A 14,798-nucleotide genomic window follows, 5' to 3' on the forward strand; every position below is an offset into this window, starting at 1 on the left:
TAGCCTTTTAAGTGTAAATGCCAACTGGGGGTTTATAACCCGATTACTTTTGACGGAATATAATTTGTCCGGTAAGAAGAAGCTGTTGCTTAATATACCATTGCTGGCAGCACCGTGCCGCGCACTTCGCCGAGCCCGATGCGCAGGCCCTCACGCTCGGCATAGCCGCGCAGGATAACCGTATCGCCATCACGCAAAAAGCCAAGTGGTGAGCCATCGGGCAGGGCCAGCGGCTGGGTGCCGCGCTGCGTCAGCTCCAGCAGCGAGCCCAGCGAGCCGGGCGTGGGGCCGCTGATAGTGCCGGACGCGTAGATATCGCCGGCCTCCACCGGGCAGCCGTTGCTGGCCTGGTGGGTGAGCTGCTGCGCCATGCTCCAATACAAGTACCTCATATTGGTATGGCTGATGACGAACGGCGCCTCCGTAGCGCCCGCCGGCTGGAGCAGCACTTCGAGCTGAATATCAAAATGCTGCTCGCCCTCGCCTTGCAGGTAGGGCAGGGGCTGGGGCTCCTGCGCCGGGCCCGCTACCCGGAAGGGCGCCAGCGCATCGAGCGTGACCACCCAGGGCGACACGCTGCTGGCGAAGTTCTTGCCCAAAAATGGCCCCAGCGGCTGGTATTCCCAGCTCTGAATATCGCGGGCGCTCCAGTCGTTAAACAAAACCAGTCCGAATATATTAATTTCTGAATATTCAATCGGTATCGTTTCGCCGATACTGGTATCCTGCCCCACGATAAAAGCCGTTTCCAACTCAAAATCGAGCTGCTGGGTGGGGCCGAAAACCGGGGCCTCCTGGCCCGGCACGCGGTACTGGCCCTGCGGCCGCCGAATGCCGGTACCGCTTGCCACGATGGAGTTGGCGCGGCCGTGGTAGGCAATGGGCAGGTGCCGCCAGTTGGGCAGCAGCGGGTTATCGGGCCGAAACATCTTGCCCACGTTGGTGGCGTGCTCCAGGCTCGAATAAAAATCGACGTAGCTGGTGGGTTTTACCGGGCGTAGCATGGCTACGTCGCGCTGGCGGCGCAGGCAGTCGCGAATGGCCTCTTCGTCGTCGCGCAGGGCGGGGTTGTCGTGGCGCAGCAGCTCGCTCACGCGCTCGCGCACGGCCTGCCACACCGGCCGCCCCAGCCGCAAAAAAGCATTGAGCGAGCGCCGCCGAAACACCTTGGGCAGGGCTTTGCCCAGCGCCGGCATGTCATTAGCAATGGTTTCGAAATACCCGCGCTGGGCGCAGGCGTACAAATCCAGGGCATAGCCCCCGATGGCTACCGCTATGCGCGGCCCCCACTCAGGGGTTTCCATCACCCCAAAAGGCAGATTCTGAATCGGAAAGTCATCACCCGGCCGAATGTCAATCCAGGAGCGCAGGCTGGGGTCGTTGGCAGGCAAAGCGGGCATAGCGGGGAAGGCAGATGGAAGTAGCCGGCAAGTAACAAAAAAATCGTTTGGCGCGCCGAGCTTACAAAGACCAGTGCCGCGGCCAGACTACTCGTTCGGGCCGGTCGGGGTGCTTGGTAAGGTCAGCGCGCCAAACGATTACAAACGTTCGGGCAGCAGCTAGCGGGCTTCCACGGCCGTAATTTCGGGCACGGCGCGCCGCACGGTGTCTTCGAGGCCGGCACGGGTCATCGGCGACATGGGGCAGGCCCCGCAGGAGCCTTCCCACTCCAGCTGCAGTACGCCGGCCTCCGTGATGCCGGCCACGCGCACGTTGCCACCGTCGGTGGCCAGGTAAGGCCGCAGCGTATCCAGAGCTTGCTCAACGCGGGACAAAACAGATTCCATTTCAGTTAGCAGTTAACAGGTAAGCAGCTTTGCAGGCAGCCGGTAGTAAACACTCAACCGTCAAGAGACCGCCGATTGTTCACTGCTTTCTACTACCTGTTCATTGTGACAACAGTGGTTTTAGGCGCTACGTTGTTGCGGATGCTCACCTGCCGGGCCAGGCTCTCGGCCAGGTCGCGGAAGGTGCCGGCTTCCGGCGAATTTACATCGGCCAGCACGGCCGGCCGGCCGGCATCGCCGGCTTCGCGCACCGCCTGAATTAGCGGCAGCTGGCCCAGCAGCGGCACCTCGTGCTTATCGGCCAGGCGCTGCCCGCCGCCCTGTCCAAAAATGTAGTATTTATTGTCGGGCAGCTCGGCCGGAGTGAACCACGCCATGTTTTCGATAATACCCAGCACCGGTACGTTGATTTGCGGCTGCCGGAACATCTGCAAGCCCTTTTGGGCATCCATGAGCGCCACGGGCTGCGGCGTGGTCACGATGATGGCGCCGGTCACGGGCACGGTTTGCACCAGGGTAAGGTGAATATCGGAGGTGCCGGGCGGCAAATCGAGCAGCAGGTAATCCAGCTCGCCCCAGTCGACCTCCGTAATAAACTGCTTGAGGGCCGACGAGGCCATGGGGCCGCGCCACACAATGGCGTTTTCGCTCGGGGCCAGGAAGCCGATGCTCATCAGCTTGACGCCATACTTGACGATGGGCTGAATCAGATTCTTCCCGTTTTCGCCCTGAAATACGTGCGGCCGGGCGTCTTCCACGCCAAACATGGTGGGCATACTCGGCCCCGAGATGTCGGCGTCGACCAGGCCTACTTTGGCGCCCATTGCCGCGAGCGCCACGGCCAGGTTGGCGGCCACGGTGCTCTTGCCCACGCCGCCCTTGCCCGAAGCCACGGCGATGATATTCTTCACGCCGGGCAGAATGGTGTTGCTGTTGCGCATGGTCGTCACGCGCGAGGTCATCATGATAACTACCTCAGCATCTTTGGCTACCATCGTGTGCACGGCCCGCTCGCAGGCATCGTGGATGAGCTGCTTGAGCGGACAGGCGGGCGTGGTGAGCACCACGGTGAACGACACCACGCGCCCCTCGACGCGGATGTCTTCTACCATATTGAGCGTAATCAAATCCTGGCCCAGGTCGGGCTCTTCCACGAAGCTCAGGGCGTGGCGGACGGCTTCTATCGTTATCTCGGGCATAGGCAAGTGCGTCGCAGGGGACGTAGCTGCAAAGATAACCCGGCGAAGCGGGTAGGGGTTTCAGCGCTGCTTACTTAGCCGGCGGCTCTGCGAATCGCTCCTGGCCGCGCAGCAAATCCCAGAAGAGCCGAAAGTCGCCGGCCAGCGAAAGCAAAGGCCGCTGAAAAGTTGCCGGCCGGTTGTGCTCAACAAAAAAGTGACCCACCCAGGCGCAGCCGTAAGCGCCTGCCACGCCGGCCAGCAGCAGCCCGGGCTTTCGCTGGGCCAGGGCCGCGCCGGCCGCCGTCAAAAACAGGCTCGTGCCCACAAAGTGCAGCACGCGGGTACCCTGCTGGCGGTGCTCTTTCAGGTAATAAGGGTAAAACTCGGCGAAAGTGCTGGGCAGGGCAGAAGGCATGGGAAGGACTTTTTAATATAGTAAATAATGTATTTATGCCGGATTACTTTCGCAACCCCGGTCTGGTCCGCGCGAGTCGAGCAGCCCCGCCGGCACCTCCAGCTCGCCCGAGTGAAAGCCAATCAGCCCGTTGCGCTCGTCTTCGATGTTAGTAGCCTGGGTGTACACGTCGCCCGCAATCGGCCGCTTGCGCAGCTCTTCTTTGAAAGCCCGAATGCTGTTGGTGCGGGCCTCCGCGTCGGCCGGTCCGCCGTAGTCCGAAAAACCGAACCCGCCCCACTCGCTCACCAGCAGCGGCACCTGGCGGCGGTAGAAAAACGGGTCGCCGACCACCAGCGGAAAAGCGGCCGTGCCCACCAGCTCGCCGTTGATGAGGCGGTCGAGCAGCTCGCGCCAGCGGCCCAGGTCGGGGGTGTAAAGATGAGCAGTGAGCAGGTCCGACTTCAGGCGCCCGGTATAGGAAATGTGGTGCCAGCCATCATTGTCGACCACCAGAAACTGCGGGTGCGCAATTTGCATGTAGTGGTAGGTATCCGTAATATACTGCCGGGTTTCGGGATTGGTCGCAATGTCCTGGCAGCCCCAGTCTTCGTTGTACAGGCTCCAGATGATGATACTGGGATGGGTTTCTATCAGGGTGAGCATGCGCAGCAGCTCGGCGTGGTGGTTCTGGCGGCTGCGCGGGGTAGAGCTATGGGGCGAGGGCACTTCTACCCACAGCAGCAAGCCCAGCTCATCGGCCAGGTTATATATGCGGGGGTCGATGCCGGCAATGTGGACCCGTACCAGGTTGCAGCCCAGGGCTTTCATGGCGTGCATGTGGCGCTGCATCTCGGCAAAGGTGGCCGTGCCGGGCTGGTACAGAATGCCATCGAGGTACACCGGCTCGTTGTTGAGGTACACTTTGCGGCCGCGGGCCTCAATCTTGCGCAGCCCAAAGCGGGCCTCAATCTGGGCCGAGTAGCCGGTCTGGTCGATAAGCTGGGCCACCAGGCGGTAGCGATGGGGGTTTTCGGGGCACCAAACCTCGGCAGTCGGCACTTCCACTACGAGGCGCTGCTCGTGCTGGCCCTCGGCCAGGTTCATGGCAAAGTCAGAGCTGGCCAGCGGCGCTTCGCCGGGCGTAGCGTCGGGCTCGAACACCTGCAGGCGCACGGTATACGGCCCGGCATCGTGAATCCGCAGGCTCAGGTTAAAGCGCACCAGCTTGTCTTCCACCACGCTTACCACGCCTACCCGCGAGCGCAGGCGGTTGCGCTCAACCGACTCGAGCCACACCGAGCGCACGGCCCCGGTGTAGGTCTGGTACCAGATGCCCCCGCGCTTATAGACGTGCGACTCCTGCTTGCCGCGGGTTGTTTCGGCATCCATCGTGTCGGCAATGCGCACCGTGAGGCGGTTTACGAGGTGCAGTAAGTCTTCGGGCAGCTCGTAGGTAAAGGAAGTGTACTCGCCGTAGTGCACATCTTCGCCCTCAATAGTGCGCAGCAGGTGCCCGTTCAGCCACACCCGCGTTTCGTAGCCACAGGCCCCGAAGGTGAGCTGAATCAAGGAGCGCGGGCGGTCCTCGGCCACTTCGGGCAGCGGAAACTCGCGCTCGTACCAAGCTACTACCTTATCCTGCCAGCCAGCCGGGTTGTCGGAGGCGTGGGCCTGGGCAATGTGGGCCTCAATGGAGCCCGGCCACTGCGCGGTAAAGGTGTAGTCGTAGCCCTGGGCCCACTCTTCGGTGAGGCCAATATCGGCCGGGTCGAGGGCAAAGCGCCAGGTGCCATCGAGCAGAAAGTGCGTGCCAGGCCGCAGCACCGCCCGCGGCAGCGAGTTATCGGTTTCGGCGGTAGGGTTGGCTTCGGGAGGCGCCGAGAGCCCATAGTTGGCGGGGGTGAATTCGTCCATACGCAGGCATAACGGCCGGGGGCAGCTAATCGGGGTGTCGGCCGGGGCAAAGGTGAGGTTAAAACTATACGCAGTACACCAGGTAAAAGGGTGTACCTGCCAAGGTAAAAAAGTTGATTAACGGGGCATCGCCTACCTTTACTTTGTGCCCACGCCCAGTAATTCCGCCTTAGCTTTTCCCGAGTACGACGTTGCCATTGTGGGGGCCGGGCCCGCCGGAGCCGCCTGCGCGCTGGCGTTGCGCGGCTCCGGCCTGCGGGTAGCGCTGCTGGATAAAGCCACCTTTCCGCGCGATAAAGTCTGCGGCGATGCTATTCCGGGCCACGCGCTCAAGGCCTTGGGCCAGCTCGACCCGGCCTACGTGGACGCCCTGTGGCAGCTTGCGCCCCGCGACGAGGTGCGCCGCAGCCGGCTGGTGGCGCCCGGTGGCCATAGCTTTTACCTGCACTGGAAGCTGCGAACCTTCAACAGCCCCCGGCTGCACTTCGATGCGGCGCTGCTACAGCTGGTGCGGCAGCATACCGATGCGGTGGTGCTCGAAAACGCGACGCTGAAAGAGCTGAGTATACTGTCCGACCACGCCCGCCTGCAGCTGGCCGGCGGGGCCGACATCACGTGCCGGGTGGTGATAGGCTGCGACGGCGCTAACTCGGCCGTAGGCCGCCAGCTGCTGCCCGAGCCCCGCCTGGCCCGTGCTCACCACAGCGCCGGCGTGCGCGCCTACTTTGAAAATGTAGCCGATACCGAGGCCGGCACTACCGAGTTTTTTTTCAGTCGCAGCCATCTGGCGGGCTACCTCTGGCTGTTTCCGGTGGGCGAGGGGCGCTACAACGTGGGCCTGGGCATGCTGTCCGAGCTGGTTTCCAGGCATAAAATTGACCTTAAAAAGCTGCTGCTGGAAAACCTGGCCACCCACCCGGCCCTGGCCGGCCGCTTCCGGGCGGCGCGGCAGCTGGGGCCGATACGCGGGTTTGGGCTACCCATGGGGGGCGGGCGGCAGCGCCCGGCCAGCGGGGCGCGCTTTATGCTGTGCGGCGACGCGGCCTCGCTCATCGACCCCCTGCAGGGCCACGGCATCGACCTGGCCATTCGCAGCGGCATCCTGGCGGCGGCCCAGGCGGCGGCCTGCGTAGCCCAAAATGACTTTAGCGCGGCCTTCATGCACCAGTACGACGAGCAGCTGCAACGCCAGCTCGGGCCCCAGCTGGCCCACAGCTACCGGCTGATGCGCTTACTGGGCACCCGGCCCTGGCTCATGAACCTGGGCACGCGCCTGGCCCGGCTGCCCGGCATCAGCGCTTGGGTAAAGCGGCTGCTGGCTTAGGTGCTAATGCGTACTGGCGTGCCTGGCTTCAGCGAGCGCTACCACACGCGCTTTGGATGCAACTTGCAGACTTATGCGTCGCTTTCTTCTGTTTCTGCTTTGTGCCTTGCTGGGGCTGCTGGCAGTTGTGCTCGTCAATACTCTGCGCCTGCCCAACCACCAGCTCGCGCCCGTGCCGGCCGCGCCGGCCGTGGCCGTATCGCCCGATTCGGCGCTGGCTCACCTGGCCGGCGCGCTGCGGTTTGCTACCGTGTCGCGCACGGTATATAGTGAAACTGATACCTTGCCCTTCGGCCAGCTGCAGGCCTATTTGCGGCGCACGTTCCCGTTGGTGCATCAGCAGCTGAAGCTGCAAAAAGTCAACCGCTACGGCCTGCTTTACGAATGGACCGGCACCGACCCGGCCCTGAAGCCGCTGCTGCTGCTGGCGCACCAGGACGTAGTGCCCGTGCTGCCCGGTACCGACAGCCAATGGACGCGCCCGCCCTTTGCCGGGCAGCAGGCCGGCGGCTACCTCTACGGCCGCGGTGCCCTCGACGACAAGCTCAACGTCGTGGGCCAGCTCGAAGCGGTGGAGGCGCTGCTGCGTGCCAATTTCCGGCCCCGGCGCACGGTGCTGCTGGCTTTCGGCCACGACGAGGAAACCCAGGGCCGGCGCGGGGCCGCCGCCCTTGCGGCCGTGCTGCACCCGCTGCACCCGCAGCTCGAGCTGGTGCTCGACGAAGGCGGCCTCGTAAAAGCCGATGGCGTGGCCGGCCTCACCCAGCCAGTAGCGCTGGTGGGTGTAAGCGAGAAGGGCTACCTCAGCCTGGAGCTGTCGGCCACCGGCGCGGGCGGGCACTCGTCGATGCCCCCGGCGCTCACCAGCGTGGGGCGGGTGGCGGCGGCCGTGGCCCGGCTCGAAGCCCAGCCCTTTCCGGCCCGCCTCGATGGCGGCGTTAGCGGCTTGCTGGCCTACCTGGCCCCAGCCGTACCCTTCGGCAAGCGGCTGGTATTTGCCAATCAGTGGCTGTTTGGGTCGCTGATAAAAAACTCCCTGGCCGCGACGCCCTCCGGCAACGCCGCACTGCGCACCACTACGGCGCCTACTATATTTAAAGGCGGCGATAAAGACAATGTATTGCCCATTGTGGCCACAGCCACCGTCAATTTTCGCTTGTTGCCCGGCGATTCACCCCAGGCGGTTATTCAAAAAGTAAAGGAGCTTATCAACGACGCCGAAATCAGTGTGAAAACGCTGGGCGAGGGCCGCGCCGCCTCGCCCGTATCGGGCACCGACAACGCGGCTTTTTTAACGCTGCACCGCACCATCAAAAGCGTGTTTCCGCAGGCGCTGGTAGCTCCGTACGTGGTAGTAGGAGCCACTGACGCTCGCGCCTACGCCGCCCTTTGTCCGCAGGCTACCTACCGCTTCATGCCCGTATTAATGGACCAGGCTGCCATCGAAAGCCTGCACGGCACCAACGAGCGCCTGCGCCCGGCTGCTTACCAGCAGGTAGTGCGGTTTTACGCGGCACTCATTCGTAATATTCAATAAATTTAGTATAATAAATATATATTTAATTGCGTGCGGAGCGAGTCGTTTCCCGCCAGCCACCAACGGCTTCGCTCCGCTATACAGTCAAACATCCGTCGGCCCCGGCTTGTCCTACCGGCTCTACTACCCCAAACGCCATGTCTTTTACTTCCACGCAACCCACCGACCTACTACATGATGCCGCTCGCCGGGGCGACGTAGCCCAGCTCAAGCAACTGTTGCAAGACCCCCAGGTCGATATCAATGCCCAGAATGGCAAGGGCCACTCGGCTCTTATTCTGGCTACGTACGACGACCATATCGACGCGGCCAAAGTGCTGCTGGATGCTGGCGCTGCCCCCAACCTGCAGGATGCCAGCGGTAATTCGGCCCTGATGGGCGTCGCCTTCAAGGGCTACGCCGACATCGCCCGCCTGCTCATCGAGCGCGGGGCCGACCTCAACCTCACCAACGGCAACGGCGGCACGGCCCTCATGTTTGCCACGCTGTTTGGGCGAAATGAGCTGGTAAAGATTTTGCTCGAAGCCGGGGCCGACACCACCCGCAAAGACGTGCGCGGCCTCACCGCCCTGCACCTCGCCGGCCAGCAAGGCAACGAAGAAGCCTGGAAGCTGCTCGGCGGCGAAGAGCAGGAAGGCTAAGACCAATTTTAATATTAAAAAACTACTATGTTTTGCAATAGGGAATAGTAGCTCAGTCAGCTGCCAGCTAAAGTTCTCGTCGCGTGGGCTTTGCGAAGCCGCGCGTGGAAAGAGCCAACCCTTCCCACGCGCGGCCTCGCAAAGCCCACGCGACACTGCTTTACCAGCCGCGCTAAATCTGCCGCAGCAGCCCGCCATCGGCCCGCACCGAAGCACCCGAAGTAGCTGCCGCCAGCAGACTTACCAGGTAAGCCGCCGTGCTGGCAATCTCATCTACCGTGATAAAGCGCTGAAGCAGCGACGAGGGCCGGGCATCGCGGAAAAACTCGTGCTCAGCCTCTTCGCGGGTTTTTCCCGAGCCAGCCATCTTCTTCAGAAACTCCTCCACTCCCTCCGAGGCCGTGGGGCCGGGCAGCAGTGAGTTCACCGTTACCTGGGTGCCTTTCGTCAGCTCGGCCAGGCCGCGCGCCACGGCCAGCTGGGCGGTTTTGGTCATGCCGTAGTGAATCATCTCGCTCGGCGTCTGGATGGCCGACTCGCTCGAAATGAACAGGATGCCCAACGACCTCAACCTGGAGCATACCATGGAAGGATACACCAAAATCCGCGACTAACCCCATTGTAATTTGCCCGCTGGGCGGGTGGTAAGGTCCTACTCCCTCATGCACGGGAGTAGGGGTTTTTGCATCTCTGTGCCAGCGGCATCGTTTGTACCAATAGGGTGCGCCAATACTGGTGCGAGTTTAGGCGCAACTGTAACACGTGACTGGTTATCGTGTGGAGGTTGTACCTCCACTGCCGCAGCGCGGCAAGCTGGGGTCGAACTAAGTGCAGTAGTCGTGCAAACTCTTATTGCCGCTGGCGCGGCAGTGAAGGTGCAACCTCCACAATAGAAAAGGCACGAGTTACGGCTGCGCCTAAACTCGCGCCAGTATAGGGGGTAAAAAAGCCTGCCAAGTAGGAAAGGTCTTGTTGACTATATACTTAATTCACAAGTTGCAAATTAAATTAAATGTTCCCTGAGTTAAATGTAAAAGTTGCCGTTGAATCTTGAGTAGTCGAGTTTTTGCTGATATTAGTCGCAGTAGGAATATGCACGGAGCGTACTACTTTACCATTGGCTAGCAATGCAACACGCAATATCGTTTTTGTAGTTGATTTGGGGTGGTTTGCTAAATGATTAGTAGACAACCGAACCGTGAAAGTCATTTGTTCATTTAATCCGATATTAGTAGTGTCTAAGCGCTGAGATATACTTTTTTCCCCAAGTGGGAACAGATAGTAAATACTATCCGTATTCTTGAAAAACATAAACTGAGCTGGGTCACCAAACATTAGAAACTTTTGCTTGCCCTTTGAAAATATTTCTGACTTTAAATTAGCTAGTCCAGTTCCGGAAATTCTAATTTGAAAGTGAGGCTTTGGTTTCTCATTTCTATGAGAATTACAGGCACTTAAACCCAGCAGGAAACTACTCGCAATAACTACTGAATTATACATACTTTGATTACATAATTTAAATTACTCCGCCAGCTTCCCCAAAATATCCAGCGCGGCCTTGGCTATCACCGTGCCCGGCCCATAGATGCCGGCCACGCCCGCGTCGTAGAGCTGCTGGTAATCCTGGGGCGGAATGACGCCGCCGGCGATGACGAGGATATCGGGGCGGCCCTCGGCGGCCAGCTCCCGGATGAGCTGGGGCAGCAGCGTGTTGTGGCCGGCGGCCAGGCTGCTCACGCCTACTACGTGCACGTCATTATCCACGGCCTGGCGGGCTACTTCGGCGGGGGTTTGGAAGAGCGGCGCCAGGTCCACGTCGAAGCCCACGTCGGCGAAGGAGGTGGCGATTATTTTGGCGCCGCGGTCGTGGCCGTCCTGGCCCATTTTGGCCACCAGCATACGGGGGCGGCGGCCCTCGCGGGCGGCGAAGTCTTCGGCCGCCTGGCGGGCCTGGGCAAAGTCGGCGTTGTCGGTCATGCCCTGCTGGTAGATGCCCTGCACAGTGCGCGTGGTAGCCTGGTGGCGGCCCCAGGCAGCTTCGAGCGCGTCGGAGATTTCGCCGAGGGTGGCGCGGGCGCGGGCGGCAGTCACGGCCAGAGCGAGTAAGTTTTGAGTTGTTTCGGGAGTTTCGCTCGCTACCGCAGGGGCACTTTTTGCGGCTTGCGTGAGGGCGGCCAGCGCCGCCTGCACGGCGGCGTTATCGCGCTCGGCGCGAATTTTTTGCAGCCGCGCTACCTGGCTTTCGCGCACCGCGTCGTTGTCGATTTGCAGCACGTCGATGGGCGCCTCGCCCTCGGGGGCCGGGTATTTATTGACGCCCACAATCACTTCCTGGCCGGTGTCGATGCGCGACTGCTTGCGGGCGGCGGCTTCCTCGATGCGGAGCTTGGGCAGGCCGGTTTCGATGGCGGCGGCCATGCCGCCGAGGGCTTCGACTTCCTCCATCAAGGCCCAAGCCTGGTTGGCCAGGTCAGCGGTGAGGCTTTCGACGTAGTACGAGCCGCCCCAGGGGTCCACCACTTTGGTGATGTCGGTTTCGTGCTGCAGGTAGAGCTGGGTGTTGCGGGCAATGCGGGCCGAGAAGTCAGTGGGCAAAGCCAGGGCCTCATCCAGGGCGTTGGTGTGCAGGCTCTGGGTGCCGCCTAGGGCCGCGGCCAGCGCCTCCACGGTGGTGCGGGCCACGTTATTAAACGGGTCCTGGGCCGTGAGTGAGTAGCCCGAGGTTTGGCAGTGGGTGCGCAGGGCCAGGCTTTTCTCGCTCTGGGGGTCAAACTGCTTAATCAGCTTGGCCCACAGCAGGCGGCCGGCGCGCAGCTTGGCAATTTCCAGAAAGTGGTTCATGCCGATGCCCCAGAAAAAGGAGAGGCGCGGCGCGAAATCGTCAATTTTCAGCCCCGCCGCCAGGCCGGCGCGCACGTACTGCAAGCCGTCGGCCAGGGTATAGGCCAGCTCCAGCTCGGCCGTCGCGCCGGCTTCGTGCATGTGATAGCCGGATATGCTAATGCTATTGAACTTCGGCATGTGCGCCGCCGTGTAGGCGAAGATGTCGGCAATGAGCCGCATACTCGGCGCGGGCGGATAGATGTAGGTATTGCGCACCATAAACTCCTTCAGAATGTCGTTCTGAATGGTGCCCGTGAGTTTCTCGGGTGGTACGCCCTGCTCCTCGGCCGCCACGATGAAGAAGGCCAGTACCGGCAGCACGGCCCCGTTCATGGTCATGCTCACCGACATTTCGGCCAGCGGAATCTGGTCGAACAGAATTTTCATATCCTCCACCGAGTCGATGGCCACGCCGGCCTTGCCCACGTCGCCCACCACGCGCGGGTGGTCCGAGTCGTAGCCCCGGTGCGTGGCCAGGTCGAAGGCCACGCTCAGACCCTTCTGCCCGCCGGCCAGGTTGCGCCGGTAAAAGGCGTTCGACTCCTCGGCCGTGGAGAAGCCCGCGTACTGCCGGATGGTCCAAGGCGAGCGCACGTACATGCTGGCGTAGGGCCCGCGCAGGAAGGGCGCAAGGCCCGCCCCGAAGCCCAGGTGCGGCAGGTGCGCGGCATCGGCGGCGGTGTACACGGCCGGGCCAGCATTAGGATAGTCAGCGGGCTTGGCCGGCGCGGGCAGGCTGGCGGCGTCGTAAGGAATAGTGGAAAATTCGGGACGCATGTTAAATATAGGTTATTCGAAAATATTCAGCTCAGTTAATGCTGTTTTTCAAGCAAAATAATAGGGCTTAAATCCTCTGCTATCCATTTGCTGGCGAAATACAGATACTCATCAGGATAATCTTCCAGCCGATTATGCTTTGACGCGTCTGCTAAGTGCTTTTCAACCTCAGCTTTCCAAAGTTTAAAGCATTGGTCGATAGAAATTATTTCTAATTCATGCCCAACATCAGCAATAACAAATTGAACGGGTTTGTCTTGAATAATGGCTTTTATATCCTCTTTGGTTAGCCGCTTATCCCTTCTGTAGCCGTCCAGATTATTTTCAAGCTGAAAATCCTTAATTGGGGTTTTCAGAATTTTTTGTTTGAACACAGAGAGAAGTGCTTACTGGCCAAAAATATTCGTAATTATTCGAAAATCTACCGGCCTTGCAGCCGGGCCAGCACCTCCTCGGTACGGTGGCCTTCGACCACAAATTCCTTGAAGTTGAAGACCCGCACGGCTTCGAGCAGGGTAGCCAGGTCGGAGGTGACCAGCGAGGGAATCTCAAAGACATGGCCGGCTGCCACCTGCTGCACCACCCGTGCCAGGTGCTCAAACTGGGTGGGGCTGGCGTACATAAGCGTTGCTTCCTCGGGTGTTGAAAATAACACAGAGTAAGAATCGGGGTCAATAGTCAGCGCGGCGGCTGGGCTGGTGGCCAGCTGCTCCTGAGGGTGCAGCAGCTGCCGAAAGGCGGCTGCAATATCTTCATTTACCTGAATACCACCCAGCAGCACAAGGGCCGCCAGCTTATCCTGGTTGGCACGGCGCTCGAAGTGCAGGGCCGTAGCGAGGCGCAGCACCTCGCTCGGATACGTTGCCCGGGTGGTATCAAACTCGCGCGAGCGTAGCAGCTGCTTGGGCTGATACTCAAACTTTTCCTGAGGATTCTGAAACCGGTTGGTCCCTACCACCACATCCTGGCCGGCGGCAATCCGCTTAAACTTTTCCAGTCCGGCCTGGCTCACGGCTTCGAGGGCACGCCTGCGGGCCTCAAGCATCCCACCTTGTGCTTCAAGTGACTGAAACTCCAGCCAGGCAGCCTGGGCCAGCTCGTCGGTCAGCGTTTCGATAAAGTAGGAGCCGGCCGCCGGGTCGGCTACCCAGTCGAGGTGAGCTTCCTCGCGCAGGATAACCGGCAGGTTGCGGGCCAGGCGGGCGCTAAACTCGTTGGGCGCCTGGTAGAGGCAATCGAAGGCCGCCACCTGAATTGTGTCGGCCCCGCCGAGCAAGGCGCTCATGGCTTCCGTGGTGTGCCGCAGCAGATTGGTGTGCGGGTCGAGGGTAGTTTGCGTCCAGGTCGAGGTAGTGGCATGAATGGGCAGCGTGGCCGCTCCCGTGGCGGGCAGGCCAAAGGCGTGAAGCAGCGTACTCCATAGCCGCCGGGCTGCCCGCAGCCGCGCAATTTCGGGAAAGTAGCTTGGCCCCACGGCAAAATCGAGGTGAATGGCCCGCGCCACCAGTGCCACCGAAATGCCGCTGGCCTCATCGGGTAGCTCGGTCAGTAGTGTTACGGCCGTATTGAGGCTGTAAGCAAGCTGCTGGGTAAGCGTGCCCCCTCTATTGCCGAAGTACGCTCCGTTGACGGAGAGCACCGCAAACGCCGGCCAGCTCTGGGCCCGCAGCAGGCAGGCGCGCAGTACGCTCCGGTACATCGGCAGCTCGGCTCCCTCGGGCCCGGCTGGCGGCGTAAAGCGCAAAAACCCCTGAAGCGGCTGCCCGTTGCTGGCCAGGCTCAGCCTTTCGAGCAGCTGTTCGGGGCCCTGAACCACCGTAAAGCCCAGCCAGGTGCTGGCCAGCGGCAGGCGCTCGGCCAGCTCGGCCACGGCGAAGGTCATGGGGTCGCCCTTCACTACGAAATGCAGGCCATCGGCCCCGCGGGCCAGCGCATCGGCTCCCTGCTCAATTTGCAGGCGGCCGTCGGCGCCGGTCGGTACGGCCAGCGCTACCACGTTGCGGCAGGGGGCGGGGCGGGGCGGCAGCGGAGGCGGCGGCCCACCCAGCGCCGTCAGGGCCTCGCGGTGGTAAAATGGCTCGGCTACCAGGCCATCGGGCAGCGTCCAGCGCAGGCTGGCGGGGTCGGCGCCTTTCAGCTCGCGGGTTAGCTGCGCCTGCCACTGCGCGGTGGTTACGGGCAAAAATTCGGGAAAAGAAACGAGCGGGGTAGGAGAAGAGGCGTCGGGCATAACGAATAGGGAGCCCCGGAACCGGCCGGGCGGGTGCTGAGCGGCCCGCAAGATACCGTAGCCAACGGTCATGGCTCGGCCCGCCCGCGCCCGGCCACCTGGGCTGCGGCGGTAGCTCCCGTGCTAC

The 14,798-nt window shown here is 61.7% G+C and carries 13 protein-coding genes; 3 read left to right on the plus strand and 10 right to left on the minus strand.

Features of this window, described 5'->3' with window-relative positions; all coding sequences use genetic code 11:
- Positions 1–89: 89 nt before the first annotated feature.
- From fahA to F6X24_RS12845, 5 genes are all read right to left on the minus strand, one after another.
- Positions 90–1,400, minus strand: a complete 1,311-nt coding sequence (gene fahA / locus F6X24_RS12825; RefSeq protein WP_151088380.1) for a fumarylacetoacetase — start codon at positions 1,398–1,400, stop codon at positions 90–92.
- A gap of 159 nt (positions 1,401–1,559) precedes the next feature.
- A complete protein-coding gene (locus F6X24_RS12830; protein WP_151088381.1) occupies positions 1,560–1,787 on the minus strand; it encodes a NifU family protein in 228 nt (75 codons plus the stop codon).
- A 92-nt stretch (positions 1,788–1,879) separates the two neighbouring features.
- A complete protein-coding gene (locus tag F6X24_RS12835) occupies positions 1,880–2,986 on the minus strand; it encodes an Mrp/NBP35 family ATP-binding protein (RefSeq protein WP_151088382.1) in 1,107 nt (368 codons plus the stop codon).
- Between the two features lie 70 nt (positions 2,987–3,056).
- On the minus strand, positions 3,057–3,383 hold the full coding sequence (locus tag F6X24_RS12840) for a DUF962 domain-containing protein (protein ID WP_151088383.1): 327 nt from the start codon (positions 3,381–3,383) through the stop codon (positions 3,057–3,059).
- A gap of 33 nt (positions 3,384–3,416) precedes the next feature.
- Positions 3,417–5,279 (minus strand): sugar-binding domain-containing protein, encoded by a 1,863-nt coding sequence (locus tag F6X24_RS12845; protein ID WP_151088384.1) that lies wholly within the window; start codon positions 5,277–5,279, stop codon positions 3,417–3,419.
- 145 nt (positions 5,280–5,424) lie between these two features.
- On the opposite strand from F6X24_RS12845, the gene F6X24_RS12850 reads away from it, so the two are divergent.
- The 3 genes from F6X24_RS12850 (at position 5,425) to F6X24_RS12860 (ending at position 8,781) form a co-directional block, all read left to right on the plus strand.
- Positions 5,425–6,603, plus strand: a complete 1,179-nt coding sequence (locus tag F6X24_RS12850; RefSeq protein WP_191906317.1) for an NAD(P)/FAD-dependent oxidoreductase — start codon at positions 5,425–5,427, stop codon at positions 6,601–6,603.
- 73 nt (positions 6,604–6,676) lie between these two features.
- The gene (locus F6X24_RS12855; RefSeq protein WP_151088386.1) at positions 6,677–8,140 is read left to right on the plus strand and encodes a M20/M25/M40 family metallo-hydrolase; all 1,464 of its coding nucleotides are present in this window, start codon (positions 6,677–6,679) and stop codon (positions 8,138–8,140) included.
- A gap of 137 nt (positions 8,141–8,277) precedes the next feature.
- Positions 8,278–8,781 (plus strand): ankyrin repeat domain-containing protein, encoded by a 504-nt coding sequence (locus F6X24_RS12860; protein ID WP_151088387.1) that lies wholly within the window; start codon positions 8,278–8,280, stop codon positions 8,779–8,781.
- A gap of 172 nt (positions 8,782–8,953) precedes the next feature.
- Here the strand turns inward: F6X24_RS12860 and F6X24_RS12865 are convergent, their stop codons facing one another.
- The 5 genes from F6X24_RS12865 to F6X24_RS12885 form a co-directional block, all read right to left on the minus strand.
- Positions 8,954–9,343, minus strand: coding sequence for an SDR family oxidoreductase (locus F6X24_RS12865; protein WP_229725080.1), 390 nt, complete (start codon positions 9,341–9,343; stop codon positions 8,954–8,956).
- A gap of 446 nt (positions 9,344–9,789) precedes the next feature.
- Positions 9,790–10,281, minus strand: a complete 492-nt coding sequence (locus tag F6X24_RS12870; protein ID WP_151088388.1) for a hypothetical protein — start codon at positions 10,279–10,281, stop codon at positions 9,790–9,792.
- A 21-nt stretch (positions 10,282–10,302) separates the two neighbouring features.
- Positions 10,303–12,441, minus strand: coding sequence for a methylmalonyl-CoA mutase (gene scpA, locus F6X24_RS12875; protein ID WP_151088389.1), 2,139 nt, complete (start codon positions 12,439–12,441; stop codon positions 10,303–10,305).
- A 35-nt stretch (positions 12,442–12,476) separates the two neighbouring features.
- Positions 12,477–12,815 carry a hypothetical protein gene (locus tag F6X24_RS12880; RefSeq protein ID WP_151088390.1) on the minus strand — a complete coding sequence of 113 codons (339 nt, stop codon included), beginning with the start codon at positions 12,813–12,815 and terminating at the stop codon, positions 12,477–12,479.
- A 47-nt stretch (positions 12,816–12,862) separates the two neighbouring features.
- A complete protein-coding gene (locus tag F6X24_RS12885) occupies positions 12,863–14,671 on the minus strand; it encodes a methylmalonyl-CoA mutase family protein (RefSeq protein WP_191906318.1) in 1,809 nt (602 codons plus the stop codon).
- Positions 14,672–14,798 lie beyond the last annotated feature (127 nt).

Source organism: Hymenobacter baengnokdamensis (assembly GCF_008728635.1).
Taxonomy (GTDB): Bacteria; Bacteroidota; Bacteroidia; order Cytophagales; family Hymenobacteraceae; genus Hymenobacter; species Hymenobacter baengnokdamensis.

Coding starts and splice junctions, on each gene's coding strand:
- F6X24_RS12860 (WP_151088387.1), top strand. CDS start 8,278: ATGTCTTTTACTTCCACGCAACCCACCGACCTACTACATGATGCCGCT.
- fahA (WP_151088380.1), bottom strand. CDS start 1,400: ATGCCCGCTTTGCCTGCCAACGACCCCAGCCTGCGCTCCTGGATTGAC.
- scpA (WP_151088389.1), bottom strand. CDS start 12,441: ATGCGTCCCGAATTTTCCACTATTCCTTACGACGCCGCCAGCCTGCCC.
- F6X24_RS12830 (WP_151088381.1), bottom strand. CDS start 1,787: ATGGAATCTGTTTTGTCCCGCGTTGAGCAAGCTCTGGATACGCTGCGG.
- F6X24_RS12870 (WP_151088388.1), bottom strand. CDS start 10,281: ATGTATAATTCAGTAGTTATTGCGAGTAGTTTCCTGCTGGGTTTAAGT.
- F6X24_RS12840 (WP_151088383.1), bottom strand. CDS start 3,383: ATGCCTTCTGCCCTGCCCAGCACTTTCGCCGAGTTTTACCCTTATTAC.
- F6X24_RS12835 (WP_151088382.1), bottom strand. CDS start 2,986: ATGCCCGAGATAACGATAGAAGCCGTCCGCCACGCCCTGAGCTTCGTG.
- F6X24_RS12855 (WP_151088386.1), top strand. CDS start 6,677: ATGCGTCGCTTTCTTCTGTTTCTGCTTTGTGCCTTGCTGGGGCTGCTG.
- F6X24_RS12885 (WP_191906318.1), bottom strand. CDS start 14,671: ATGCCCGACGCCTCTTCTCCTACCCCGCTCGTTTCTTTTCCCGAATTT.
- F6X24_RS12845 (WP_151088384.1), bottom strand. CDS start 5,279: ATGGACGAATTCACCCCCGCCAACTATGGGCTCTCGGCGCCTCCCGAA.